Origin of the sequence: Aquabacterium fontiphilum, assembly GCF_009909205.1 — a bacterium.
Classification (GTDB): Bacteria; Pseudomonadota; Gammaproteobacteria; order Burkholderiales; family Burkholderiaceae_C; genus Aquabacterium; species Aquabacterium fontiphilum.
In genome coordinates, this window is sequence record NZ_JAAAPN010000004.1 from 87,104 (window position 1) to 111,218 (window position 24,115).

Here is a 24,115-nt window from a genome sequence, read left to right on the forward strand (position 1 = left end):
CCATGGCCGACCCCATCGCACTCGCCCGCCACGGCGACACCGTGTGTCACCTGCTGCCCGGCTTTGCCAATCGGCACGGCCTGATCACCGGCGCAACGGGCACGGGCAAGACCATCACGCTGCAGACGCTGGCCGAACAGCTGTCGGCAAGGGGTGTGCCCGTGTTCATGGCCGACGTCAAGGGCGACCTGACCGGCATCTCGCAGCTCGGCACGGTGGGCAGCAAGATGGCCGCCATCCTGGCCGAGCGCGGTCTGCCGACGCCCGAGCCGGTGGCCTGCCCCACGACGCTGTGGGACGTGTTCGGCGAACAGGGCCACCCGGTGCGCGCCACCGTCTCCGACATGGGCCCGCTGCTGCTGGCGCGCATGCTGGGGCTCAACGACACCCAGCAGGGTGTGTTGCAACTCGTCTTCCGTGTGGCCGACGACCAGGGCCTGCTGCTGCTGGACCTGAAAGACCTGCGCGCCATGCTGCAGCATGTGGGCGACAACGCCAAGTCGTTCACCACCGAGTACGGCAACATCAGCCCGGCCAGCGTGGGCGCCATCCAGCGCGGTCTGCTGCAAATCGAAGAGCAAGGCGGCGACAAGTTCTTTGGCGAGCCCATGCTCGACATCCAGGACTTCATCCAGACGGTCGATGGCCGAGGGGTGATCAACATCCTGGCCGCCGACAAGCTGATGAACGCCCCACGGCTGTACGCCACCTTCCTGCTGTGGATGCTGTCGGAGCTGTTCGAGACGCTGCCCGAGGTGGGCGATCTCGACAAGCCCAAGCTGGTGTTCTTCTTCGACGAGGCCCACCTGTTGTTCAAGGACGCCCCAACGGCACTGGTCGAGCGCATCGAACTGGTCGTGCGCCTGGTCCGTTCCAAGGGTGTCGGGGTCTATTTCGTGACGCAGAACCCGATGGATGTGCCCGACACGGTGCTGGGCCAGCTGGGCAACCGGGTGCAGCACGCGCTGCGCGCCTTCTCGCCGCGTGATCAGAAAGCCGTGAAGGCCGCAGCGGACACGATGCGGCCCAACCCTGCGCTGGATCTGGGCGCGGCCATCACCGAACTGGGGGTGGGCGAGGCCCTGGTCAGTCTGCAGGACGAAAAAGGCCGCCCGGGCGTGACCGAACGGGTGTACGTGCTTCCCCCGGGCAGCCAGATCGGGCCGATCACGGCCGAGCAGCGGCAGAAGCTGTTGCGCCAGTCCCTCGTGGCAGGGGTCTACGACACCCCGCTGGACCGCGAATCGGCCTACGAACGCCTGAAGGCAGCCACCGAGTCGCGACAGGCTGCTGCTCAAGCGACCACGCAGGCGCCCGCCCGGCCAGGCGGCAGCATGCTGGACGAGGCCGAGCAGGCCCTGGGCGGCCGCGGCCGCAGCGGCAGCGCCCAACCGGCACGCGCCCCGGCCAGCCGCAGCGACTCGGTGCTGGAAACATTGGCCAAATCCGCAGCCCGCACCATCGGCTCGACGGTGGGGCGAGAGATCATTCGCGGCGTGCTGGGCTCCATCCTGGGCGGCGCCCGCCGCCGCTGACCGCCTCAGTGACGGTGGTGGCGACCGCCGCGGTCGTCGCGCCAGTCGTTGCGGCGCTTGTCATGGCGCCAGCCGTCATCGCGGTAATGATGATGGTGGTGGTGCACATGGTGGTGGCGCTTGCCGGCCCAGTATGGCCGGCCGTGGGCATGGCGTGGTGGCACCGCGACCGGCACATACACCACGTGGCGCGGCGCATGCACGTGGCGAGGCGCCGGCTGATGCACGATCACCGGCGCTGGCGTGACCACCACCGGATAGCCACCACGGTGCACACCGCCCGGCGTGTTGGACACCACCGTGCCGATGCGGCCATGGCGCTCGACGGGCACGTCCACATTGACCGACCAGTAGACGTCCGATGCCTGGGCCACGCCCGCGGCGCCCACCGCCAGAAGAGAAGTCAGCCAGACACGGGCGGAAGAACGGGCAGAAGAGATCAGGGAAGTGACTCGCATATCGGTCTCCTTTCCCCTCTTCAACGGCCCTGGACGGCCGCCCGACGACAGCAGGATGTAAAGATTCTGTTGCGAGGTGTTAGCGCTCGTCTGCTCGATCGGCAGCGGTCGCGGGCAACTGCAACGAAGCGGCATGGTGGGCGTCGTTGCGTGCAATCTCAAGGAGATGGTCGAGCTCCTGGGCGTGGTGACGCTGGTTATGCCGATGCCACAGACCGATCGCCACCATGGTCAGCGCCACGACCACACCGAAAGCCGTGATCGCCCCGTATGCGGACAGCCCTGCTGTGGTCAGGCCAGCGTAGAGCGCCCCCAGCAGCAGGATGCAGGCCTGTTCGTTGAAATTCTGTACTGCGATCGACCGCCCCGCCCCCATCAGGTTGTGCCCGCGGTGCTGAAGCAAGGCGTTCATGGGCACGACCAGGAAGCCGCCCAGCCCACCCAGGAGGATCATGAAAGGCACCGCATAGGCAACGTCGCGCAACAGGTTCATGCCCAGCACCAGCACGCCCATGGCCACGCCAAGCGGAATGACGGCGGTGGCGCGATCCAGGCGCATCTTCATCGACGCCCACACCGCTCCGACCGCGGTACCAATGGCCACCACCCCCACCAGGGCCGAGGCCTTGGTGGTGTCATAACCCAGCGCCACCGCGGCCCACGCCAGCACGATGTAGCGCAGGTTGCCCGACACGCCCCAGAACAAGGTGGTGGTGGCCAGCGAGATCTGACCCAGCTTGTCGCGCCACAGGCGGCGATTGCATCGCACGAAATCCTGGGCCAGCTCCACCGGATGCACGACCATGGCGTGGTGGTGCGCCACGGTGCGCGGGATGCGCAGGTTGAAGCCGGCGGCAATCACATACAGCACGATGATGCTCGCGATGGCGGCCTCCGCCGGCGAGGGAAGCCCCTCCGGCCAGACCGTGCCGATCAAGGGTTGCAGGTGCGGCGCAATGACCGGCCCCATGAGCTGCCCCCCCAGCACCACACCCAGGATGATCGACGCAATGGTGAGCCCTTCGATCCACCCGTTGGCCTTGACCAGTTGTGACGGCGGCAGCAACTCGGTGAGGATGCCGTACTTGGCTGGCGAGTAAGCTGCCGCACCGAGCCCCACCACGGCATACGCCATCAGCGGGTGGCCGCCAAACAGCATCAGCAGGCAGCCAATCACCTTGATGCTGTTGGAGATGAACATCACCCGGCCCTTGGGCAACGCATCGGCGAACGCGCCGACGAACGGGGCCAGGATCACGTAGAACAACGCGAACATCGGCACCAGCGCAGCGCGCTGCCACTCGGGCGCCCCTTGTGCGAGCAACAGGGCCACAGCGGCCACGAACAGCGCGTTGTCAGCCAGCGAGCTGAAGAACTGCGCCGACATGATGGTGTAAAAGCCTTTTTTCATGGGCGCGCGGTCGCTGGTCGGGGCGATTGAGAACGGCGCAGGTTATAGCACGGCGGCGGCGCGCCCGAGGCGCTGGCACAATCTCGCCCATGCCTCGCCCGCTTGAAGCCCTGGTCCACCTTGACGCCCTTCGCCACAACCTCCAGATCGCGCGCGAGCGGGCGCCCGATGCACGCATCTGGGCGGTGGTCAAGGCCAATGCATACGGTCACGGGGTCGAGCGCGTTTACCCCGGACTGCGCGGCGCCGATGGTTTCGCGCTGCTTGATCTACAGGAAGCCCGCAAGCTGCGGGAGCTCGACTGGCGTGGTCCCATCCTCCTGCTGGAAGGGGCCTTCGACGCCCGCGACCTGGAATGGTGCTCGCGCCTGAACCTGTGGCACGTGGTGCACAGCGAGGCACAGATCGACTGGCTCGCCCACCACAAGACCGAGTGGCCCCACCGCGTCTTCCTCAAGATGAACAGCGGCATGAATCGGCTCGGCTTCACGCCGGCGGCCTTCCGTCAGGCCTGGACGCGGCTCAGCGCCCTCCCCCAGGTCGACGAGGTGTCGCTGATCACCCACTTCTCGGATGCCGACAGCGACATTGGCATTGCGCGGCAACTGGCCGTGTTCCAGACGCACACCGCCGACCTGCCAGGTGAGCGCAGCCTGTGCAACAGCGCGGCCACCCTGCGCCACGCGCAGGACCCGGCCGTGCGAGGCGACTGGGTGCGACCGGGCGTGATGCTGTATGGTGCCTCGCCTGATTTCCCGCAGCACGACGCCGACCACTGGGGCCTGAAGCCCGCCATGACGCTGCGCTCGCGGCTCATTGCCATCCAGCACGTGCAGGCCGGCGAGACTGTGGGCTACGGCAGCCGCTTCGTGGCTCCGCACGCGATGCGCATCGGCGTGGTGGCCTGCGGTTATGCCGATGGCTACCCCCGCCATGCGCCCGATGGCACGCCGGTGCTGGTCGACGGTCGCCGTGCGCCTCTGGCCGGCCGCGTGTCGATGGACATGCTTACCGTGAGCCTCGACGGGCTGCCTGACGCCGAGGTGGGCAGCGAGGTCACTCTGTGGGGGCGTGGCCGGCGAGGCGGCCACCTCTTCATCGAGGAAGTGGCCACGCGCAGCGGCACGATCGGTTATGAGCTGATGTGTGCCGTGTCGCCTCGCGTGCCGTTTTCGGTGACCGATGCCGACGGCGGGCTGTGACGCGGCTGGCACGGCGCTTGCGCTGCACTCGGGCGCGCCCTTCTGACACCCTATTCTGCAGACCATGGACATCGACGAACAACGCCACCAACTGCGCATGACCGTGCTGATGACGCCGGACATGGCCAACTTCTCCGGCAATGTGCATGGCGGCACCATCCTCAAGCTGCTCGACCAGGTGGCCTATGCCTGCGCCAGCCGCTATGCGGGCTGTTATGTGGTGACGCTGTCGGTCGACCAGGTCACCTTCCGCCAGCCCATCCATGTCGGTGAACTGGTCACCTTCCTGGCCTCGGTGAACTACACCGGCACCTCGTCGATGGAGATTGGCATCAAGGTGGTGGCCGAGAACATCCGCACCCAGGTCGTGCGACACGCCAACAGCTGCTTCTTCACCATGGTGGCGGTGGATGATCAGGGCAAGCCGCAGGCGGTGCCTGCGCTGTCGCCGACCACGCCAGACGAGGTCCGCCGTTTCAACGCCGCCAAGTTGCGCCGGCAACTGCGCCAGGAGCTGGACCGGCGCTTCAAGGCCATCCAGGCCGGCGAAGTCTCGGGCTGAGCGCCTCGCGGCATGCCCGACAATGCCAGGCATGGCCAAGGACAAGACGATCTACAGCTGCAGTGAATGCGGCGGCACCAGCCCGAAATGGCTGGGCAAGTGCCCGCACTGCGGCGCCTGGAACACGTTGGAAGAAACGCGGGCCGAACCCCCCGCCGCCGGAAAGAACCGCATGCAGGCGCTGGCCCGCGGGCTCAATGCCGCGCAGCCGGTGACCACGCTGTCCGAGATCGAGGCCGCCGAGGTCGCCCGCACGCCCACCGGGCTGGAAGAGCTGGACCGGGTCCTGGGGGGTGGCATCGTGGCCGGCGGGGTCGTGCTGATTGGCGGCGACCCGGGCATTGGCAAATCCACGCTGCTGCTGCAGACGGTCGATGCGCTGTCACGCCAGATGAAGGTGCTGTACGTGACGGGCGAGGAAAGCGGCGCGCAGGTGGCGTTGCGCTCACGCCGGCTGGGGCTGGAGGGCACGCAGGTACGCGTGCAGGCCGAGATCCAACTCGAGAACATCATCGCCACGCTGGAGGCGGAGAAGCCCGCCTTCTGCGTGATCGACTCGATCCAGACGCTGTTTTCGGATCAGCTCAGCTCGGCGCCCGGCTCGGTGGCCCAGGTGCGCGAATGCGCGGCCCACCTCACGCGCGTGGCCAAAGCCACGGGCTGCACCATGGTGCTCGTGGGCCATGTGACCAAGGAGGGCGCGATTGCAGGCCCGCGCGTGCTCGAGCACATCGTCGACACCGTGCTGTATTTCGAAGGCGACACGCACAGCAGCTTCCGCCTGATCCGCGCCATCAAGAACCGCTTCGGCGCGGTCAACGAGATCGGTGTGTTCGCCATGACCGAGAAAGGCCTCAAGGGCGTGAGCAACCCCAGCGCCATCTTCTTGTCGACCCACAGCGAGCCGGTGCCCGGTTCGTGCGTGCTGGTAACGCTGGAAGGCACGCGCCCCATGCTGGTCGAGATCCAGGCGCTGGTGGATGCCGGTGGGCCCAGCCCGCGCCGCCTGAGCGTGGGCCTGGAGCGGGATCGCCTGGCCATGCTGCTGGCGGTGCTGCACCGCCATGCGGGCGTGGCGTGCGGCGATCAGGATGTGTTCGTCAATGCCGTGGGCGGCGTGCGCATCAGCGAACCGGCCGCCGACCTGGCCGTGCTGCTGGCCATCCAGAGCAGCCTGCGCGGCAAGGCGCTGCCCAAGGGCTTCATCGCTTTTGGCGAAGTCGGGCTGGCCGGCGAGGTGCGCCCCGCCCCGCGGGGCCAGGACCGACTCAAGGAAGCCGCCAAGCTGGGCTTCACCATCGCGGTGGTCCCCAAGGCCAACGCGCCCAAAAAGCCCATTGAGGGTCTGACCATCCACGCGGTGGACCGGGTTGAAGAGGCCATGCATCTGGTGCGCGGCCAGACCTGAGGCGCCAGGGCTGCGCCCGACGGCAGGTTCAGACGCCCGCGCGGCGGATGGCCTGGCGCAGGTTCAGGCCGGTGGCCGCCAGCGTGCCAAAGTACACCACCGCGGCCGCCACCAGGCAGCCGGCCATGAGGCCCACACGCAGCCAGGGCTGCTCACGCAGCGCGACCCAGTCCAGATAGTGGGTCGCGGCCCACAGGCCCGCGCCCAGGACGGCGGTGGCCACCACGACGCGCAGACTGAACAAGGCCCAGCCGGCCTGCGGCACGTACTGCCCCCGACGTCGCAGCCCGATCAACAACCAACCGGCGTTGATCAGCGAGCCCAGTCCGATCGACAGGGCCAGGGCCGCGTGCTGCAGAAAGGGCACAAACACCGCGTTCATGCACTGCGTGAGCACCAGCACCACAATCGCGATGCGCACCGGCGTGCGGATGTCCTGTGCCGCGTAAAAGCCGGGCGCCAGCACCTTCACGCCGATCAGACCCATCAGCCCCACGCCGTAGCACGACAAGGCCAGCATGGTCTGCTGCACATCGGTGGCACTGAAGCGGCCATAGTGATACAGCACCGCCACCAGCGGCTCGGCAAACACCAGCAAGGCCACCGCAGCGGGCAGGGCGAGCAACAGCACCAGCCGCAAGCCCCAATCCAGCAAGGCTGAAAACCGCTGGGCGTCGCCGCTGGCCTGCGCCTTCGACAACTGCGGCAACAGCACCACGCCGAGCGCCACGCCGAGCAGCGCGGTCGGGAACTCCATCAGCCGATCGGCATAGGTCAGCCACGACACCGAGCCGGCCCCGAGATGCGAGGCAATCTGGGTGTTGATCAGCATGGACAGCTGCGCGACCGACACGCCGAGCACGGCCGGCGCCATCTGGCGCAGCACCCGGCGAACGCCGTCGTGCTGCCAGGCGGTGCGCCACGCGCCGGGTGTGAGCCCGATGCGGGGCACCATGCCGATCTTCAGCAGCGCGGGCACCTGGATACCCAGTTGCAGGATCCCGCCCACCATCACGCCGACCGCGAGCGCATACACCGGCTCGATGCCCTGCCCTTCCAGCCAGGGCGCCAGCAGCACGGCCGCCCCGATCATGGCCAGATTGAGCAGGACGGGCGTGGCTGCCGGCACGGCAAAGCGGCTCCAGGTGTTGAGGATGCCCGCGCTCAATGCGACCAGCGACATGAAGCCGATGTACGGGAACATCCAGCGCGTCATCACCACGGCGGCGTCAAATCCACCGCTGTCCTTCAGCCCCGAGGCCATCACCCACACCAGCACGGGCGCGCCCACCACGCCCAGCACACAGACCACCAGCAGCGCGCCAGCCAATACCGTGCCGACCGCGTTGACCAGACTGTGGGTAGCCGCGTCGCCATGGCGCGTGCGGGTCTCGGCCAGGATCGGAACAAACGCTTGCGAGAAGGCGCCTTCGGCAAAGAGCCGGCGCAGCAGATTGGGAATGCGGAACGCCACCTGGAAGGCGTCGGTCGTGGCGCTGGCGCCAAAGGCGGCCGCCACCAGCAGCTCGCGCACGAGGCCGGTGATGCGAGAGGCCAGCGTCAGCAGCGAGACAACCGAGGCGGATTTCAGCAAACTCATCGCGCGCATTATAGGAAGCGGCGCACGGGCCCTTGGCACGCCGAATCGCTTGGGCTACAATGTTCGGCTTTCCAACCAACTGGCGCCGTAGCGGTGCGAGCTGGGTCCCGTTAGCGTGACACGTCAGCGTGACACGTCGAGCGGCCCCAGGCATCCGCGGAGCCCACAAGATCATGGCATCGTCCAAACCCAAGAAGACTGTTCGCATCGCCTCGGGCCGCAAGCGCGCCCGCCAGGACGTCAAGCTCAACGCCGCCAACTCGGCACTGCGTTCGAAGTTCCGCACCGCCATCAAGGGCGTGCTCAAGGCTGTTCAGGCTGGCGACAAGGCCAAGGCCTCGGACGCCTTCCGCACCGCTCAGCGCGTGATCGACTCGATCGCCGACAAGGGCATCTTCCACAAGAACAAGGCTGCCCGCCACAAGAGCCGCCTGTCGGCCAAAATCAAGGCCCTGTCGGCCTGATTCTTGCGGCTCACGCCCAGCAAAAAGCCCGCTTCAAGCGGGCTTTTTTGTTGCCTGCAGCCGCCAGGGGCCGCCTGGCCAGGCCCGGCACGGTGGCCGCTCAGGCGCGTGGCGCATCCGGCAGCAAACAAGCCTCGATCACCTGCAGCTCGTTGTCGCGGGCAAAGCTCATCACGAAATCCCAGGCGCGCGGCTCGATCTCGCGCAATGCCTCGTTGACCACGACGCATTTGACGCCGTCGATGGTGGTGGGCACGCAGTAGGGGGAGTAACCGATGTGGGCACCGGGGCCGCCGACGGCGCCACCCGGGCGAAAGCACGACATCGCGCCGGCCAGCCGCTCAGCCCAGTCACTGGGCCGGAACACCCTGCCTTGCCGTGTCAGGCCCTGAATGAAGATTTCGCGAGAGGCGGAAAGGGGCTTGGACGGGGCATGGGTATGAGACGTCGACACGGTGGCGCTTCCGACGGACTGGCAATGGGTCGATTGACAGGCTGAACAAGCGCGAACGCCGGATTGTGTCCGGTGAACGCGGGGAACGGACATCGACCCGAGCGGGTGGCCCGGGGCGGCGTCCGGTGATGGACACGTCGACTGACGGCGTTTCCATGCAGACAGGGCGTGATTGTCCCGGACCTCAGGCTCTGACGCAACCCGTGTGCCAATCGCCCGTGGGTTTTACATAGAATGTGTCATGGCGCAGTGCCCGCTGCGCCTTTTCTTTTTCCTTCAGCGCCCGGAACGCCCGCCATGTCTGCCCCCGTGACCATGCCCCATGTGATGCCCACCTACGGCCGCCTGCCCATCGCCCTGTCGCATGGTGTGGGCGCCCACGTCTGGGACACCGAAGGCCGACGTTACCTGGACGGTCTGTCGGGCATCGCCGTCAACACGTTGGGCCACGCCCACCCCACATTCGTGGCTGCCTTGCAGGACCAGGTCGGCAAGATGATCCACTGCTGCAACTACTACCAGGTGCCGCTGCAGGAAGAGCTGGCCAGCATGCTGGTGGCGCGCTCGGGCCTGACCAACGTGTTTTTCTGCAATTCGGGCCTGGAAGCCAATGAGGCGGCGCTCAAGATCGCGCGCAAGTACGGTCACGACAAAGGCATTGCCCGGGCCGAGGTCGTGGTGTTCGAGAAAGCCTTCCACGGCCGCTCGATCGCCACGCTGTCAGCCACCGGCAACCCCAAAGTGCATGCCGGCTTCGAGCCGCTGGTCGAGGGCTTTGTCCGCGTGCCGCTCAATGACATCGCCGCCATCGAAGAGGTCGCTCGCACCCGGCCCAACGTCACCGCCGTGTTCCTTGAGGTCATCCAGGGCGAGGGCGGCATCAACCCGGCTCGGGCTGAATACCTGCAGGCGGTGCGCCGCATCTGCGATGAGCAGGGCTGGCTGTTGATGCTCGACGAAGTGCAGTGCGGCATCGGCCGCACGGGCAAGTGGTTTGCACACCAGTGGGCGGGCATCCTGCCCGACGTGATGCCGCTGGCCAAGGGGCTGGGCTCGGGCGTGCCGATTGGCGCCGTGGTCTGCGGCCCCAAGGCGGCCGAGGTGCTCAAGCCGGGCAACCATGGCACCACCTTCGGCGGCAACCCGCTGGCCATGCGCGCCGGTGTTGAAACGCTGAAGATCATGGAGGCCGAAGGCCTGATGGCCAACGCCGCCGCCGTGGGCGAACACCTGATGGCTGCGCTGCGCCGCGAGCTGGCCGGCGAGGCAGGCGTGGTCGAGATCCGCGGGCAGGGCCTGATGATCGGCATCGAGCTCGATCGCCCCTGCGGCGTGATCCTCAACCGCGCGCTCGACGCCGGCCTGCTGCTGAGCGTGACGGCCGACAAGGTGGTGCGCCTGCTGCCGCCGCTGATCTTCACGACGGCCCAGGCCGACGAGCTGGTGGCCATCCTCGTGCCGCTGATCCGTCAGTTCCTGGCCGAGCCCGTCCCCGCGTGAACCGGTCCCACGTGACCCCAGAAAGCGTCCTGCCCATGAAACCGGGAAACAGCCTGATCAAGCATTACCTGCAGTTCAAGGACCTGCGCGCCCAGGAATACGCCTACCTGTTCGAGCGCGCGGCCATCATCAAGCAGCGCTTCAAGAACTACGAGAAGTACCAGCCGCTGTCAGACCGCACACTGGCGATGATCTTCGAGAAGGCCAGCACGCGCACACGCGTGAGCTTCGAGGCGGGCATGTACCAGATGGGCGGCTCGGTGGTGCACCTGACCACGGGTGACAGCCAGCTTGGCCGCAGCGAGCCCATCGAAGACAGCGCCCGCGTGATCTCGCGCATGGTCGACATCGTGATGATCCGCACCTTCGAGCAGGCCAAGATCGTCAAGTTCGCCGCCAACTCGCGCGTGCCCGTCATCAACGGCCTGACGAACGAATACCACCCCTGCCAGATCCTGGCCGACATCTTCACCTACATCGAGCACCGTGGCTCGATCCAGGGCAAGGTGGTGGCGTGGGTGGGCGATGGCAACAACATGGCCAACACCTGGCTGCAGGCGGCCGAGATCCTCGGCTTCACGGTGCATGTGAGCACACCCAGTGGCTACGAGATCGACCCGCAGGTGGCTGGCATCACCGACACCAGCTGCTACAAGGTCTTCAAGGATCCGATGGACGCCTGCCGTGGCGCCGATCTGGTGACCACCGACGTCTGGACGTCGATGGGCTTCGAAGCCGAGAACGAAGCCCGCCGCCAGGCCTTTGCCGACTGGTGCGTCGACCGCGAGATGATGGCGGTGGCCAAGCCCGACGCCCTCTTCATGCACTGCCTGCCCGCCCACCGCGGCGAAGAGGTCGAGGCCGAAGTGATCGACGGCCCCCAATCCGTCGTCTGGGACGAGGCGGAGAATCGCTTGCACGTACAGAAGGTACTCATGGAGTACCTTCTGCTCGGTCGGATCGGCTGAAGGCCGAGCCGACTGCCCGCAGGGCAGGCAAGCTATTTCGGCGAGGCCAAAAATCGCCTTCCCGCCTCAGCGCCCGGACGCGATGCGGAACACCGCCACCGTGGCCACGAGTTCGTCGGCCTGCTCACGCAGGCGCTCTGTGGCCGAAGCCGTATGAGCCACCAGCGACGCGTTGTGCTGCGTGGCTTCATCGAGCCGCGCGATGGCCTCATTGATCTGCGAGATGCCCTGATTCTGCTCCGAGCTGGACACGCTGATCTGCTCGATCAGTTCACTCACCTGGCGCACCTGGCTGACGACGTCCCCGATGATCTGGCCGGTGCTGTCGACCAACCCGCTGCCCGCGTCGACCTGTTCGACGCTGCTGGTGATCAACTGTTTGATTTCCTTCGCGGCCTCGGCACTGCGCTGCGCCAACGAACGAACCTCACTGGCCACCACGGCAAAGCCTCTGCCCTGCTCACCCGCCCGCGCGGCTTCCACCGCGGCGTTCAGCGCGAGGATGTTGGTCTGGAAGGCGATGCCGTCGATGACGCCGATGATGTCGGTGATCTTGCGGCTCGAATGCTGGATGCCTGACATCGTGTCCACCACCCGGCCCACGGCCGCACCGCCCTGCTCGGCCACACCAGAGGCGGCGCCGGCCAGCTCGTTGGCCTGCTGTGCGTGGCTGGCACTGGTGCGGATGGTGGCGGCGATCTGTTCGACTGACGCGGCTGTCTCGGCAATGCTGGCCGATGCATCAACCGTTCGATCGTTGAGTGCCTGGTTGTCCCGGGAAATCTCCTCGCTGGCCTGACGCACGCTTTCAGCTGTCCGACGTACCTGCTCCACCGCAGCTTCGATGCGCTGGACTGCTTCCGCCAACCTCCGCCCGGCCTTGCTGGTCAACGGCACATGGGCTGCCGCCAAGTCAATCATGCCCTCCTGGCTCGTGATGGCCTCACCCAGCTGGGTCAGCTCCTTGCCCGCCAGAAACTCCGCGCGGGCGCGGGCAGCAAGGAACAGCAGGATGCCCGCCTCCACGATCACATACAGCGCATGCTCGATGACGCGCCCCAGGCCGGGCTCGGTAAAGCAAATCGGGCCCCAACCCCACTCCTGAAAGTAGTTGAAGCTCAGGTGATGCACCGCAATCGCGGCGGCCCCCGTGAGGATGGGCAGCGACTGCCGATACACCACCAGAATCGCCAGGAACGCAAACACACCAAAATGCGCCTCTGCATGGCCCCGCGCCACGTGGATCATGAGCGCAGTCATCGCCATACCGAGCACGGGCAGGCCAAGCTGACTCAGCGTACCGCCCCTGGATGACACCGCCACCCCCAGGCTCAACGCGATCATCACTGCGCCAATCAGCAGGGCCAGGCCAAAGCTGTCGTAGATCGCACCATATGCCAGGGCGCCGCCAAACAAGGCGGTGATACCGGCCAGCACGATGCGGTCGTTGAAGTCAAACAGATAGGTCGGCTTGGCCATCACAACATGCCCCAAAGGGAATCAAATGGCCCCTTTATCGGTATCCCAGGCAGCGGCTTGAGGAACTGTGTCACGCCCTGACCGAAAAGCCCTCCCCTCCAAACCTGAACCTAAAACCGATACGCCAGCCGCACCCCGCCCCAGTGCCGCCCCTGTACGACGATCGGCGCTGAGGCCTCTTTCAGCAACACGAAGTTGCCACCGCCCATGTCGCGCCGGTAGGTCTGAAGCAGGAATGGACGCGTGTTGCGGGCTGAGGCCAGGCCGGTGCGGTCGTTGAAGATGCGCCGCCAGCGCGAATTGGCGGTATTCCAAGTCACGTCGCCGCGGCGCTGCGGGTGACAGTACTGGCGGTTGTGCGTCGAGATGTAGCCATTGCGATCTGCCGCGATGCAGAACACGATCTGCGGAAGGGCCTGCAAGGCCGCCTCCTGGATGGTGGGAAACAGGGCGTCGGTCAGGGCATTGAAGGCCGTCGAGTGTTGAGGCGGCGCTGAACCCTCGATGGGCACGTAGCGCTCATCGAACAACTGCGCAGAGGTGATGCGCTGCTGTGTCAGGGCGTCTTCCAGAGCCCGGGCCAGTTGGGCGGCCACGCTTTGAGCCAGTTCGATGTAGGGTGTGTCCGGCGTCTTCACGCCCGACGTCGCAATCACTTCCATGAGCCGCTCTGAAACGCCCAGCACCGATTCGCTGCGTTGCAGGGCCACGGTGAGGGCCTGACGCGTGTGTTGCGTCTCGGCGCCCATGGTGGCCACCTGGGCATTGATGCCATTGGACAACGCGCTGCTTTCGTCGGCCGCCACGATGATGCGCTGGACGCCTTCTTCGACGCCCACCAAGGCCTCGGCGAAACGCTTGCGCCCATCTTCGCCTGAGCCGGAAGGCGACATGCTCAGTTCGTCAGCCAGCGACTGCACGCGTTGATCCAGGCTGGACACCGTACTCATGATGGTCTTGGAAATCTGCTCGACCTGGGTCGAGAGGTCCTTGACCGCATCAGCCACAACCGAGAAACCCGCGCCCGCTTCCCCTGCGCGCTTGGCCTCGACCGAGGCATTGAACGCCACCAGCCTCGTCTGAAGCGCGACCTGCGTGATCTGCTGGGCTGCATCGGCCACCTGACGCAGGGTATCGACGACTTGGCCGACCTCTTGTCCCACATGGTTGACGGTCTGCCGCGCCTCCTGCATGGCGTGCACACTGCCGACCGTGACCGTCTGAATCTGCTGCTGCGCCTGGACGATGGCGTTGAGCTGATTCACCAACTCACCCAGCGTGGCGGCCTGTCGGGCTGCCACCGCGGCGCTGTCCTCCAGCGTGCCGCGCAGCTCTGCGGCTTCCTTGCCCAGGCCGCTGGTATCGCGCGCCAATGTTTGCGCCAGGGCAAACGCGCCCTGGTCACTGACCGACTCAGCGTGCGCAACCTCGACGACCGGGGCGGCGCTGCGCTGCTTGAACAATGTCCACATGGACGGCCTCCAAGGCTGTGCCCATCGCGGAGGCTTGCGCTTGCGCGCTCACCATTCTCGAAGCTTGACGCGCAGCCGGGCGATGGACTGGCTGTGCAGCTGACAAACGCGCGATTCGGTCACGCCCAATACAGCGGCAATTTCCTTGAGGTTCATGTCCTGCTCGTAGTACATGCTCATGACGTACTGCTCGCGCTCGGGCAGGTTCTTGATCGCCTCCACCAGCGCATGCCGCATGCGGTGGTCTTCCAGCAGGCTCAGCGGGTCGTTGCCCTCATCGGTGACGTGACGATCAAGGTAATCATTGTCGCCATCTTCGCCACTCATGTCTTCCAGGTAGATGAGCTGGGTGCCACGCACCTTGCCCAGCATCTCCTGATACTCGGTCAGGCTGATGCCCATCTCCTTGGCGATCTCGCTTTCCTGCGGCGCACGGCCCAGGCGCTGCTCGAGGCGATGGACGGCGCCTTCGATGTCGCGCTGCTGCTTGCGGGTGCCGCGGCTCATCCAGTCTGCCCCGCGCAGCTCATCGAGCATGGCGCCGCGGATGCGCTGGGTGGCAAAGGTTTCGAACTGCACGCCCTGGCCGGCATCGAAGCGGGTGAGCGCGTCGCTCAGACCGATCATGCCGACCTGGATCAGGTCATCCACCTCGACGTTGGCCGGCAACTTGGCGATCATCTGATGCGCCAGGCGCCGGACGAGCGGGCTGTACTGGCGCAGCATCGAATCCATGTCGAGTCGGCCTTTGGCGGTGTACATGCTGGGCTCCGTGATCATCAGTTGAGTACGGGTGCAACGCGCGACGGCAGCGCCGCGCCAGGGGATACCAGGTGATCGAAGGCCGAGTCACCCAGGGTGTGAGGCAGGGCTGCGTGCAGCAGCTCGCCGGCCAGAGACAGGAAACGGTCGTCGGGCGTGGTGCGGGAGGCCTCGCGCGGATCGAGCCGCAAGGCCATGCGCTGGGCCGCGCCCAGAAAATCATCGGCGCAGCGCGCCAGCCGCCCGGCCACCTCTTCGGCCTGGGGGCTGTCTGCGGGCGCACACACCAGCAGGTCATAGGCCAACCAGCCACCGCGCTGCGTCAGCACCTTCACGGCCGCGTACGCCTGCTTGAGGCCTTCGGCCAGGTCGTTCGTGTAGATCAAGGGGCGCAGGTTGGCGCCCCGGCCGCGTTGCCCCAACAGGCGCACCAGCTCGCTCGCCGAGGCATGCAGCAGGATCACGTCGCTCTGCGGCGAGGCATCGGCCAGCGCATCGAGCAGCGCCCCGCACGAGCCGCGGGCATCCGCGAAACGAAGCGGCAGGCCGCGTGCGGCCATGTAGCTGACATGAGGGGACAAGGTCTCGATGCCCTCGGCCACGTCGAAGCTGACCAGTTCGCCGGGCGCACGCGCCTGCGGGCCGGCATCGACCACCAAGGTGTGCAGCCCCAGCGTTTCGTAAGCCGTGCACAGGCGTTCCAGCACCAGGCCGCCACAACGCGCTTCAGCGCTGGCCACCACAGGCACGAAACGCAGCACGCGGCTGGCAAACATCCGCCGCAAGCCATGGGCCTGGTCCACCGGCGGCGCGGTGACACTGCCTGAGACAGGTCGGGTATTGCGTGTCATGGGCGGCTCAGACGGGACGGACGGGCGCAGCTTCGGTCGTGGCAGGCATCGAGAACACCAGGTTCACCTCATCAAGATCCAGGCGGTAGGCCGGGTTGAGGCTGGCGCGCAGGGCGCGGTGCACCAGTGCATGCGACGACAGACGATGCCAATCTTCCGGCACCCGCTGTCCGTTCGCCACACCCAAAACCTTACATTTGTGACGAATTAACGCATCCAGCGCCGGCCCCAGCTTCACGGCCTCGTCCAGCTTGGACAGCACCACGCCAGCGCACGATGACACCTGGTAGGACTGCATCACATCCTCAATCGCATCGCCCTGGGTGGCCGAGTTGATGACCAGCAGCTTGCGGATGCTGGGGTGAGCCAGCATGTCGAGCAGCTCTTTGGTGCGGCTGTCGCGCTGGGCCATGCCAGCGGTGTCGATCAGGATCAGCTTCTTGCCCGACAGCAACTCGAGCAGGTCTTCCAGCGCGGCGCGGTCGTGGGCCATGTGCACGGGCACACCGAGGATGCGACCATAGGCACGCAGCTGGTCGTGCGCGCCCACCCGGTAGGCGTCCAGCGTGATCAGACCCAGGTTGGCCGCGCCATGCTTGGCCGCAAAGGCGGCTGCCAGCTTGGCCGTGGTCGTGGTCTTGCCCACACCCGTCGAGCCGATCAGGGCAAAGACACCGCCGCGGTCTTCGATGGCGGGCTCCTGGTCGGCCGTGTTCAGGTTGCGCTGCAACACCTGGGTGGCCCAGTTCACTTCGTCGTGCGCCCCGCTGCTCACCTCGGCCGGCATGGCGTCGAGCATCTTGCGGATCAGCACGGCCGAGAAGCCCCCATCGAGCAGACGCTGCGCGAGCGTGGCCTGGGCCGGCGTGCGGCCCAGCTTCTCGATGAAAGCCATGGTTTCGAAGCGCTCCTTCATCATGGCGCGCAGCGAGCGCAGCTCGCCCAGCATGGCCGCATTGGCTTCCTGTGCTGCACGCAGCGCATCGGCTGTGGCGGTGTCGGGCCCTGCAGCAGCGCGCGGCGTCTCGCGACGGGGCGATACCTGATCGAAGGTCAGATCCGCGTGGGCCGAAGCGGCCAGGGATGCACGCTCCTGCGACATGCGCTCGGCCTGCACACGCTCGGCCTGTGCGCGATCAGGCTGGGCCGAGGCCGCAGCACGGGCCGGCGCACGGCGCGCCTCGGCGCTCACATTCGGATGCACCAGGCCTTCGCCCAGGTCCACGGGAGGCACCACGGCCGGCCGTGCAGCGGGCTGCGGGGCGGCGAAGCGCTGTTGCAGTTGCTCCTCCGGCGTGGCAGCCAGCGCAGGCTCGGTGCGGTCCTGGGCCTGCAACGCGGCCTGACGGCGACGCAGCATGCGCTCGCGCACATAGTCCTGAAAGGACAGCGTGCTCATGGCCAGTTGCTTGACATCGTCCTGCACGGTCGCCGCGAGGGCGGAGACGCCTTGCAGCGCCTGCTGGGCAGCAGGTTTGCGCGCGGGCGTCGCCTCGTGCGCTGCGTGGTGACCGGCATCGACGTGATCCGTGGCCAGGCGCTCGGCGGCCTGGACACTGTCGCCAGCCATGGCCAGGATCTCGATGCCACCTTCGGCAGCCGGCTTGGTCGACAGCACGACGGCGTCGTCGCCGAACGCCGCCTTGACCTTCTGCATGGCCTCACGGCTGGTCCGTCCAGTAAAGCGTTTGACGTTCATGCGTGGCCTCCAATCAGGGTACCGATGCGGATCGAATGGGTCTCAGGGATTTCGCTGTGGCCCAGCACCTTCAGACGCGGCGCGGCGCGCTTGAGCAGGCGGGCCACCGACGGCCGGATGACGTCCGGCACCAGCAGGCAAGCGGGCTGACCCAGGTTCTCCTGACGGTTGCTGGCCTCGGCGGCCTCGCGCGTCAGGTGGTCGGCCACGCCCGGGTCGAGCATGGGGCCGTTGGCCGAAGTCAGCGCTTGGGTCAGCAGGCGCTCCAGGTCGGGGTCGATGGCAATCACGTCGAGCTCGCGCACCGGGCCGTAGATCTGCTGCACGATGGCCGGGGCCAGACCGATGCGGATGCGGCGGCCGAGTTCGGCCGGGTCGTTGACCACGTTGGGCATGATGGCGGCCTGTTCGGCGATGGTTTCAATGATCGAGCGCATGTCGCGGATGTGCACGCCCTCTTCCAGCAGCAGCTGGAGCACTTTTTGCAGGGTTGCGATGCCGACCATCTTGGGAATCACGTCTTCGATCAGTTTCGGAGCCAGTTTCGTCACATGCTCGACCAGTTGCTGGGTCTCGACCCGGCCCAGGAGCTTGGCCGCATGGAGTTGCATCAAGTGTGAAAGATGGGTGGCCACCACGGTCGAGGGATCAACGACGGTGTAGCCCGCCATTTGCGCCGCATCCCGCTGGCGTTCTTCGATCCACACGGCGGGCAGTCCGAAGGCGGGGTCGACCGCGGCCGTGCCCGCGATCGGGTTGACCACATGGCCGGGGTTGATGGCCATCAGCATGTTGGGGAACACCTCGCCCTCGCCCACCACGGCGCCACGCAGCGTGATGCGGTAGACGCTGGGGCGCAGCTCCAGGTTGTCCTTGATGTGGACCGATGGCGGCAGAAAGCCGACCTCTTGCGCGAACTTGCGGCGCACGCCCTTGATGCGGTTGAGCAGGTCGCCACCACGCTCCTTGTCGACGAGCTGGATCAGGCGGTAGCCCACTTCCAGGCCGAGGATGTCCACCGGCTGCAGGTCGTCCCAGCTGGCTTCGCCATTGGGGTTGGGGGCGGCTGCCTGAGGCTCGGTCGGCGCGGGCGCCTTGCGGGCGGCCGCCTGCTTTTGCTGCAGCGCCCAGGCGCCATAACCCAGTGCCCCGGCCACCGGCAGAAAGATCAGCGCCGGCATGCCCGGAATCACGCCCAGCAAGCCGATGATGCCGGCCACCGTGCCGATGACCTTGGGGTTCTCGAACATCTGCGCCTTGATCTGGCCACCGACGTCCTGGTCCTTGCCCACTCGAGAAACCACCACCGCGGCAGCCACCGAGATCAGCAGGCCCGGAATCTGCGCGACCAGCGCATCGCCAATGGCCAGCACCACATAGGCATCGGCCGCGTCGCCAGCCGACATGTTGTGCTGCACCAGGCCAATCACCATGCCACCGATGATGTTGATGAACAGGATCAGGATGCCGGCGATGGCATCGCCCCGCACGAACTTGGATGCACCGTCCATGGAGCCATGGAACTCGGCTTCCTCGCCCACTTCGCGACGGCGACGCTTGGCCTCCTTCTCATCGATCAGACCGGCGCTCAGGTCGGCATCGATGGCCATCTGCTTGCCTGGCATGGCGTCCAGCGTGAAGCGGGCGCTCACCTCGGCAATCCGCTCTGCACCCTTGGTGATCACCACGAAGTTGATCACCACCAGCACAGCAAACACGATCAGGCCGACGGCGAAGTTGCCGCCGATCAGGAAATGACCGAAGGCCTCGATCACCTTGCCGGCCGCGCCGCTGCCGGTATGCCCCTCCATCAGCACCACACGGGTGGAGGCCACGTTGAGCGACAGGCGCAGCAAGGTGGTCAGCAGCAGCACGGCCGGGAAGGCGGCGAAATCCAGCGGCTTGAGCATGGTGGCTGCGACCATCATCACCATCAGCGACAACGCGATGTTGATGGTGAAGAACATGTCCAGCACCAGCGGTGGCAGCGGCAGCACCATCAGCGACAGGATCACGATGACCACCATCGGGGCGGCCACAGTCTGGAACTGGCGGACGTTGCCGCCGGTCAGTCGTTGAAGCTGTTGCAGCAGGGGGTTCATGCGTCACCTTCTTCCGTCACGTTGGGGCGCGGGCTGTTGTGGGGGTCCATGTCGGCCGGCACATCCAGGTCGGGCATGTTGCCGGGCATGGGGGCAGCCCCGGTCATGGCCTGGCGCAGCTGGAACACGTAGGCCAGCACCTGGGCCACAGCGCTGTACAGGGCCACGGGGATCTCCATGTCCAGCTCGGTGTGTGCGTAGAGCGCACGTGCCAGCGGCGGCGCTTCCAGCACCGGCACACGGTGCTCCTTGGCCACGTCGCGGATCTTCAGCGCCAGCACATCCACGCCCTTGGCCACCACGCGCGGCGCACCCATCGAGCCCTCGTCATAGCGCAACGCCACCGCGTAATGGGTGGGGTTCATGACAACCAGATCCGCCTTGGGCACCGCCGCCAGCATTCGCCTGCGCGACATCTCGCGCATCTTCTGCTTCATGCGGCCCTTCATCTCGATGTTGCCTTCGGTCTGCTTGAGCTCGTCCTTGACTTCCTGGTGACTCATGCGCATGCGCTGAGCGAACAGGAACTTCTGCAGCGGCCAGTCGATCAGGGCGAAGGCGGCAATCACCAGCAGCATCAAGCCCAGCACCTTGCCGATGGTGCGCCCCAGGTCGGCGAATGCGGCCGGCAGTGGACGCGCCAGCAGGTCCACCATCGAGGGCCAGGACTGATACAGCACCAGGGCACCCACGCTGCCCAGGATGATGGCCAGCAGGCTGCCCTTGAGCGCATCGATCAGCTGCTTCTTCGAAAAGACATTGCCGATACCGCTGATGGGGTTGAGCTTGCTGAATTTCGGGGCCAGCGATTTGAAGGACATGACCCAGCCGCCGGCCAGCACCCCGGCGGCCACCGAGGCCACGGCGATCAGCAGGCCGAAGGGCACCACCATCCACAGCGCTTCGAGCGCCCACTGGGCCAGGCGCAGGACCATCATCTCGGGCGCTGCCACCGTGCGGGCGTCGAAACGCAGCCCGGCGCTGACCTGTTCGTTGAGCCGGGCCACCCAGACGGGCGTCAACCCCAGCAGCACCCCGGTCGCCGCCAGCACCACCAGAAAGTGGCCGAGATCGCGCGAGCGGACGACATTGCCCTCCTCCCGGGCTTTCTGCAGTTTCCGCTCGGTGGCGGGCAACTGCTTGTCTTGGCTGTTTTCTTCGGACATGGTGGGCGAGGAACGGCGGTCTGGTTGCCATTCTTCGCCACTGGGGGCGCGACTTTAGCGAGATAAGCAGGGCCGGCGGGCGCTTATTCCCCGTTGTTGTGCATGGTGGAAACCGTGCAGCGGTGCGGAGGCCTCACTCCATCGAGGCGGGCACCATCGTCCATTGCTGGCGCACGTCGCCGCGGCCATCGACGCTTTCGAGGTGCACTGGGAAGCCCCAGAGTCGCGCCACGTGCTTGAGCACCTCGCGCGTGCCATCGTTCAGCGGCCGGCCATTGTGCTGGGTGTGGCGCAGCGTCAGCGAGCGGTCGCCCCGCAGGTTCACGCTCCAGACCTGGATATTGGGCTCACGACTGCCGAGGTCGTACTGACGGGACAGCGTTTCGCGCAAGCGGCGGTAGCCGCTGTCGTCGTGGATGGCACTGACCTCGTACTCGCTGTCGTCTTCTTCGTCGCGGATGGCGAACAGCCGGAAGTCGCGCATCACCTTGGGGCTGAGGAACTGGCCGATGAAGCTCTCATCTTTGAAATTCCGCATGGCGTAATCCAGGGTCTTCAGCCACGCATGCGCCCCTTTTGACGTACCGACAGCGGAGCCCGCGAAATCCGGGAACCAGGCCCGGTCTTCGTCGGTCGGGGCCTCGCAAATGCGCTTGAGGTCGGTGTACATCGCAAAGCCCAGCGCATAGGGGTTGAGCCCGCTGTAAGCCCGGTGCCCCACCGGCGGCTGGTAGACCACATTGGTGTGCGATTGCAGCCACTCGAGCATGATGCCGTCGGTCAACCAACCGTCGTCGTACATCGTGTTGAGCAGTGTGTAGTGCCAGAAGGTCGCCCAGCCCTCGTTCATCACCTGCGTCTGGCGCTGCGGGTAGAAATACTGGGCGATCTTGCGCACGATGCGCACAATCTCGCGCTGCCAGGGCTCCAACAATGGCGCATTCTTCTCGATGAAGTAGAGCAAGTTCTCCTGAGGCTCGGCCGGGAAGCGCTTGACGGCCTCCTCTTCCGGGCGATCCGCCCGCCGCGGCAGCGTGCGCCACAAGTCATTGACCTGCTGCTGCAGATAAGCCTCGCGCTCTTCGCGCCGCGCCAGTTCCTTGCTCAGCGAGAGCTTGCCCGGGCGTCGATAGCGGTCCACCCCATGGTTCTGCAACGCGTGACAGGAATCGAGAAACTCCTCGACCGCGTCAATGCCATGGCGCTCTTCGCACTGCGCGATGTAGTTCTTGGCGTAGACGAGGTAGTCGATGATCGACCCCGCATCCGTCCACATGCGAAACAGGTAATTGCCTTTGAAGAAGCTGTTGTGTCCGTAGGCCGCATGCGCGATCACCAGGGCCTGCATGGCCATGGTGTTCTCCTCCATCAGGTAGCTGATGCAGGGATTGGAGTTGATCACGATCTCGTAGGCCAGCCCCATGTAGCCGCGGCGGTAGTTCTTCTCTGTGGCGATGAACTCCTTGCCATACGACCAGTGCCGGTAGTTCACCGGCATGCCCACGCTGGCGTAGGCATCCATCATCTGCTCGGCGGTGATGATCTCGAGCTGGTTGGGATAGGTGTCCAGACCATAGCGCTGGGCCGTCGTGCGAATCACATGGTGGTAGGACTCGATGAGCTCGAACGACCAGTCTGACGGGCCGGGCAGCGGCTTGTCCAGGTGGGTGGGTGAAAGCAGCGCACTCATGCGTCCACTCCTTCCTTCTTGAACAGCTCCCTGAACACCGGATAGATCTGCGAGGCCTCCAGCACCTTGCGCATCGCGAAGTGTCTGTGGCTGTCAGCCAGCGCCATGTACTCGTCCCACAGGTTCTGCTCGGTCTGCGCCACCTGCACGTAAGCGAAATAGCGCACCAGCGGCAGGATCTTGTTGTCGAGGATCTCGCGGCAACGGCTCGAATCGTGGTGCCAGTTGTCACCGTCGGATGCCTGCGCCACATACAGGTTCCACTCGCTGGTGGGGTAACGCGCCCGGATGATCTCGTCGAGCAAGACCAGCGCGCTGGAGACCACCGTGCCGCCCGTTTCCGTGGCGTGGAAGAACTCGTCTTCCGTCACCTCGGCTGCCTGGGTGTGGTGGCGGATGAAGACCAGCTCGATCTTGTCGTAATGCCGGGTGAGGAACAGGTAGAGCAGGATGAAGAAGCGTTTGGACAGCTCTTTGCGCTGCTCGTCCATCGAACCCGAGACGTCCATCACGCAGAACATCACCGCCTTGGTGGTCGGCACCGGCACCTTGACGCGGCTGCGATAACGCAGGTCGATCGGATCGAGGTAGGGAATGCCGGTCACCTTGCCCCGCAGGTGCTGCAGGCGCGCCTCGATGGCCTCGATCTCAGCCGCGCCTTCGCGCACCAGGGCCGCATCGCCGGTGTCCTCTGCGGTGCGCAGCTCGGCCAGGCGGGCTTCCAGCTCGCGCATTTCACGGCGGCTGCTGGCCCCCAATGCAATGCGGCGGCCCAGCGCGCCGCGCATCGAGCGCACCACGTGCAGGTTGTTGGGCGTGCCGTCGCTGGTGAAGCCTGCCCGGTGACTCTTCCACTCGGGCACCTCGGCAAGCGCCGTGCGCACGAGGTTGGGCAAAGCGAGGTCTTCGAAGAAGACCTGCATGAACTCTTCCTTGCTCAATGTGAAGACGAAATCATCTTCACCCTCGCCAGAGTCGCTGGCCTGCGAGCCACCACCGCCCTGCCCACCCTGGCCTTGCGGCTTCTCGATGCGGTCGCCCGCCACGTACTCGGTGTTGCCGGGGTGAACGACCTCGCGGGTGCCGCCGTCGCCGTGGCGAAACGTGGGTTCCGACAGGTCCTTCTTCGGAATGGCGATGTCCTCGCCCTTCTCGATGTCGCGGATGCTGCGCCCGTTGATCGCGCGCTGCACGGCCTCGCGCACCTGCGTCTTGTAGCGACGCAGAAAGCGCTCGCGGTTGCCGATGGACTTGTTCTTCCCCGCGAGGCGTCTGTCGATGATGTGTTGACGAGTCATGTTGCTGTCCGCCGTTTCATCCGGTCAGTCGCGT

At 66.1% G+C, this 24,115-nt stretch carries 20 protein-coding genes; 7 read left to right on the top strand and 13 right to left on the bottom strand.

Annotation, left to right across the window (positions count from 1 at the left end):
* The first annotated feature begins 2 nt into the window (after positions 1-2).
* The gene (locus tag GTZ97_RS05870) at positions 3-1,535 is read left to right on the top strand and encodes a helicase HerA-like domain-containing protein (RefSeq protein ID WP_161649648.1); all 1,533 of its coding nucleotides are present in this window, start codon (positions 3-5) and stop codon (positions 1,533-1,535) included.
* 5 nt (positions 1,536-1,540) lie between these two features.
* On the opposite strand, the gene GTZ97_RS05875 is transcribed toward GTZ97_RS05870, so the two are convergent.
* Both GTZ97_RS05875 and lplT read right to left on the bottom strand, forming a co-directional pair.
* A complete protein-coding gene (locus GTZ97_RS05875; protein WP_161649649.1) occupies positions 1,541-1,993 on the bottom strand; it encodes a hypothetical protein in 453 nt (150 codons plus the stop codon).
* 79 nt (positions 1,994-2,072) lie between these two features.
* Positions 2,073-3,404: a lysophospholipid transporter LplT gene (gene lplT / locus GTZ97_RS05880; RefSeq protein WP_161649650.1), complete on the bottom strand. Its 1,332-nt coding sequence runs from the start codon at positions 3,402-3,404 to the stop codon at positions 2,073-2,075.
* An 89-nt stretch (positions 3,405-3,493) separates the two neighbouring features.
* Between lplT and alr the strand changes: the two genes are divergently transcribed.
* From alr to radA, 3 genes are all read left to right on the top strand, one after another.
* A complete protein-coding gene (gene alr / locus GTZ97_RS05885; protein ID WP_161649651.1) occupies positions 3,494-4,606 on the top strand; it encodes an alanine racemase in 1,113 nt (370 codons plus the stop codon).
* Between the two features lie 70 nt (positions 4,607-4,676).
* Positions 4,677-5,168 carry an acyl-CoA thioesterase gene (locus GTZ97_RS05890; RefSeq protein ID WP_161649834.1) on the top strand — a complete coding sequence of 164 codons (492 nt, stop codon included), beginning with the start codon at positions 4,677-4,679 and terminating at the stop codon, positions 5,166-5,168.
* Between the two features lie 31 nt (positions 5,169-5,199).
* A complete protein-coding gene (radA, locus tag GTZ97_RS05895) occupies positions 5,200-6,576 on the top strand; it encodes a DNA repair protein RadA (protein ID WP_161649652.1) in 1,377 nt (458 codons plus the stop codon).
* Between the two features lie 28 nt (positions 6,577-6,604).
* Here the strand turns inward: radA and murJ are convergent, their stop codons facing one another.
* Positions 6,605-8,176 (bottom strand): murein biosynthesis integral membrane protein MurJ, encoded by a 1,572-nt coding sequence (gene murJ / locus GTZ97_RS05900; protein ID WP_161649653.1) that lies wholly within the window; start codon positions 8,174-8,176, stop codon positions 6,605-6,607.
* A 173-nt stretch (positions 8,177-8,349) separates the two neighbouring features.
* Here murJ and rpsT point away from each other — a divergent pair, with 173 nt between their 5' ends.
* The gene (gene rpsT / locus GTZ97_RS05905) at positions 8,350-8,640 is read left to right on the top strand and encodes a 30S ribosomal protein S20 (protein WP_161649654.1); all 291 of its coding nucleotides are present in this window, start codon (positions 8,350-8,352) and stop codon (positions 8,638-8,640) included.
* Between the two features lie 100 nt (positions 8,641-8,740).
* On the opposite strand, the gene GTZ97_RS16665 is transcribed toward rpsT, so the two are convergent.
* Entirely contained in the window at positions 8,741-9,094 is a 354-nt protein-coding gene (locus tag GTZ97_RS16665; protein WP_330863557.1) for a DUF3579 domain-containing protein, read from the bottom strand.
* 297 nt (positions 9,095-9,391) lie between these two features.
* On the opposite strand from GTZ97_RS16665, the gene GTZ97_RS05915 reads away from it, so the two are divergent.
* Both GTZ97_RS05915 and argF read left to right on the top strand, forming a co-directional pair.
* A complete protein-coding gene (locus GTZ97_RS05915; protein ID WP_161649656.1) occupies positions 9,392-10,594 on the top strand; it encodes an aspartate aminotransferase family protein in 1,203 nt (400 codons plus the stop codon).
* A 35-nt stretch (positions 10,595-10,629) separates the two neighbouring features.
* On the top strand, positions 10,630-11,562 hold the full coding sequence (gene argF, locus GTZ97_RS05920) for an ornithine carbamoyltransferase (RefSeq protein WP_161649657.1): 933 nt from the start codon (positions 10,630-10,632) through the stop codon (positions 11,560-11,562).
* A gap of 66 nt (positions 11,563-11,628) precedes the next feature.
* Here the strand turns inward: argF and GTZ97_RS05925 are convergent, their stop codons facing one another.
* The 9 genes from GTZ97_RS05925 to GTZ97_RS05965 all read right to left on the bottom strand — a co-directional run bounded on the left by GTZ97_RS05925 (position 11,629) and on the right by GTZ97_RS05965 (position 24,081).
* Positions 11,629-13,041 carry a methyl-accepting chemotaxis protein gene (locus tag GTZ97_RS05925; RefSeq protein WP_161649658.1) on the bottom strand — a complete coding sequence of 471 codons (1,413 nt, stop codon included), beginning with the start codon at positions 13,039-13,041 and terminating at the stop codon, positions 11,629-11,631.
* A 110-nt stretch (positions 13,042-13,151) separates the two neighbouring features.
* Complete coding sequence (locus GTZ97_RS05930) at positions 13,152-14,513, bottom strand: methyl-accepting chemotaxis protein (RefSeq protein WP_161649659.1); 1,362 nt, start codon at positions 14,511-14,513, stop codon at positions 13,152-13,154.
* A 48-nt stretch (positions 14,514-14,561) separates the two neighbouring features.
* On the bottom strand, positions 14,562-15,275 hold the full coding sequence (locus GTZ97_RS05935; protein ID WP_161649660.1) for an RNA polymerase sigma factor FliA: 714 nt from the start codon (positions 15,273-15,275) through the stop codon (positions 14,562-14,564).
* 17 nt (positions 15,276-15,292) lie between these two features.
* On the bottom strand, positions 15,293-16,126 hold the full coding sequence (locus GTZ97_RS05940) for a flagellar biosynthesis protein (protein WP_161649661.1): 834 nt from the start codon (positions 16,124-16,126) through the stop codon (positions 15,293-15,295).
* A 7-nt stretch (positions 16,127-16,133) separates the two neighbouring features.
* The gene (gene flhF, locus GTZ97_RS05945; protein ID WP_161649662.1) at positions 16,134-17,825 is read right to left on the bottom strand and encodes a flagellar biosynthesis GTPase FlhF; all 1,692 of its coding nucleotides are present in this window, start codon (positions 17,823-17,825) and stop codon (positions 16,134-16,136) included.
* On the bottom strand, positions 17,822-19,927 hold the full coding sequence (gene flhA / locus GTZ97_RS05950) for a flagellar biosynthesis protein FlhA (protein WP_161649663.1): 2,106 nt from the start codon (positions 19,925-19,927) through the stop codon (positions 17,822-17,824). Before flhA ends, flhF begins: the two co-directional genes overlap by 4 nt.
* Positions 19,924-21,093, bottom strand: coding sequence for a flagellar biosynthesis protein FlhB (flhB, locus tag GTZ97_RS05955; RefSeq protein WP_161649664.1), 1,170 nt, complete (start codon positions 21,091-21,093; stop codon positions 19,924-19,926). The genes flhA and flhB overlap by 4 nt, the downstream gene beginning before the upstream one ends.
* Before the next feature lie 133 nt (positions 21,094-21,226).
* The gene (locus tag GTZ97_RS05960; protein ID WP_161649665.1) at positions 21,227-22,783 is read right to left on the bottom strand and encodes a SpoVR family protein; all 1,557 of its coding nucleotides are present in this window, start codon (positions 22,781-22,783) and stop codon (positions 21,227-21,229) included.
* Positions 22,780-24,081, bottom strand: coding sequence for a YeaH/YhbH family protein (locus GTZ97_RS05965; protein WP_161649666.1), 1,302 nt, complete (start codon positions 24,079-24,081; stop codon positions 22,780-22,782). The genes GTZ97_RS05960 and GTZ97_RS05965 overlap by 4 nt, the downstream gene beginning before the upstream one ends.
* Positions 24,082-24,115 lie beyond the last annotated feature (34 nt).

Excerpts from the sequence above, each read along its gene's own strand:
- flhF (WP_161649662.1), bottom strand. The coding sequence starts at position 17,825 with ATGAACGTCAAACGCTTTACTGGACGGACCAGCCGTGAGGCCATGCAG.
- GTZ97_RS05935 (WP_161649660.1), bottom strand. The coding sequence starts at position 15,275 with ATGTACACCGCCAAAGGCCGACTCGACATGGATTCGATGCTGCGCCAG.
- GTZ97_RS05930 (WP_161649659.1), bottom strand. The coding sequence starts at position 14,513 with ATGTGGACATTGTTCAAGCAGCGCAGCGCCGCCCCGGTCGTCGAGGTT.
- GTZ97_RS05965 (WP_161649666.1), bottom strand. The coding sequence starts at position 24,081 with ATGACTCGTCAACACATCATCGACAGACGCCTCGCGGGGAAGAACAAG.
- GTZ97_RS05940 (WP_161649661.1), bottom strand. The coding sequence starts at position 16,126 with ATGACACGCAATACCCGACCTGTCTCAGGCAGTGTCACCGCGCCGCCG.
- radA (WP_161649652.1), top strand. The coding sequence starts at position 5,200 with ATGGCCAAGGACAAGACGATCTACAGCTGCAGTGAATGCGGCGGCACC.
- GTZ97_RS05960 (WP_161649665.1), bottom strand. The coding sequence starts at position 22,783 with ATGAGTGCGCTGCTTTCACCCACCCACCTGGACAAGCCGCTGCCCGGC.
- GTZ97_RS05915 (WP_161649656.1), top strand. The coding sequence starts at position 9,392 with ATGTCTGCCCCCGTGACCATGCCCCATGTGATGCCCACCTACGGCCGC.
- rpsT (WP_161649654.1), top strand. The coding sequence starts at position 8,350 with ATGGCATCGTCCAAACCCAAGAAGACTGTTCGCATCGCCTCGGGCCGC.
- GTZ97_RS05875 (WP_161649649.1), bottom strand. The coding sequence starts at position 1,993 with ATGCGAGTCACTTCCCTGATCTCTTCTGCCCGTTCTTCCGCCCGTGTC.
- alr (WP_161649651.1), top strand. The coding sequence starts at position 3,494 with ATGCCTCGCCCGCTTGAAGCCCTGGTCCACCTTGACGCCCTTCGCCAC.
- lplT (WP_161649650.1), bottom strand. The coding sequence starts at position 3,404 with ATGAAAAAAGGCTTTTACACCATCATGTCGGCGCAGTTCTTCAGCTCG.
- murJ (WP_161649653.1), bottom strand. The coding sequence starts at position 8,176 with ATGAGTTTGCTGAAATCCGCCTCGGTTGTCTCGCTGCTGACGCTGGCC.
- GTZ97_RS05925 (WP_161649658.1), bottom strand. The coding sequence starts at position 13,041 with ATGGCCAAGCCGACCTATCTGTTTGACTTCAACGACCGCATCGTGCTG.
- flhB (WP_161649664.1), bottom strand. The coding sequence starts at position 21,093 with ATGTCCGAAGAAAACAGCCAAGACAAGCAGTTGCCCGCCACCGAGCGG.
- argF (WP_161649657.1), top strand. The coding sequence starts at position 10,630 with ATGAAACCGGGAAACAGCCTGATCAAGCATTACCTGCAGTTCAAGGAC.
- GTZ97_RS05870 (WP_161649648.1), top strand. The coding sequence starts at position 3 with ATGGCCGACCCCATCGCACTCGCCCGCCACGGCGACACCGTGTGTCAC.
- flhA (WP_161649663.1), bottom strand. The coding sequence starts at position 19,927 with ATGAACCCCCTGCTGCAACAGCTTCAACGACTGACCGGCGGCAACGTC.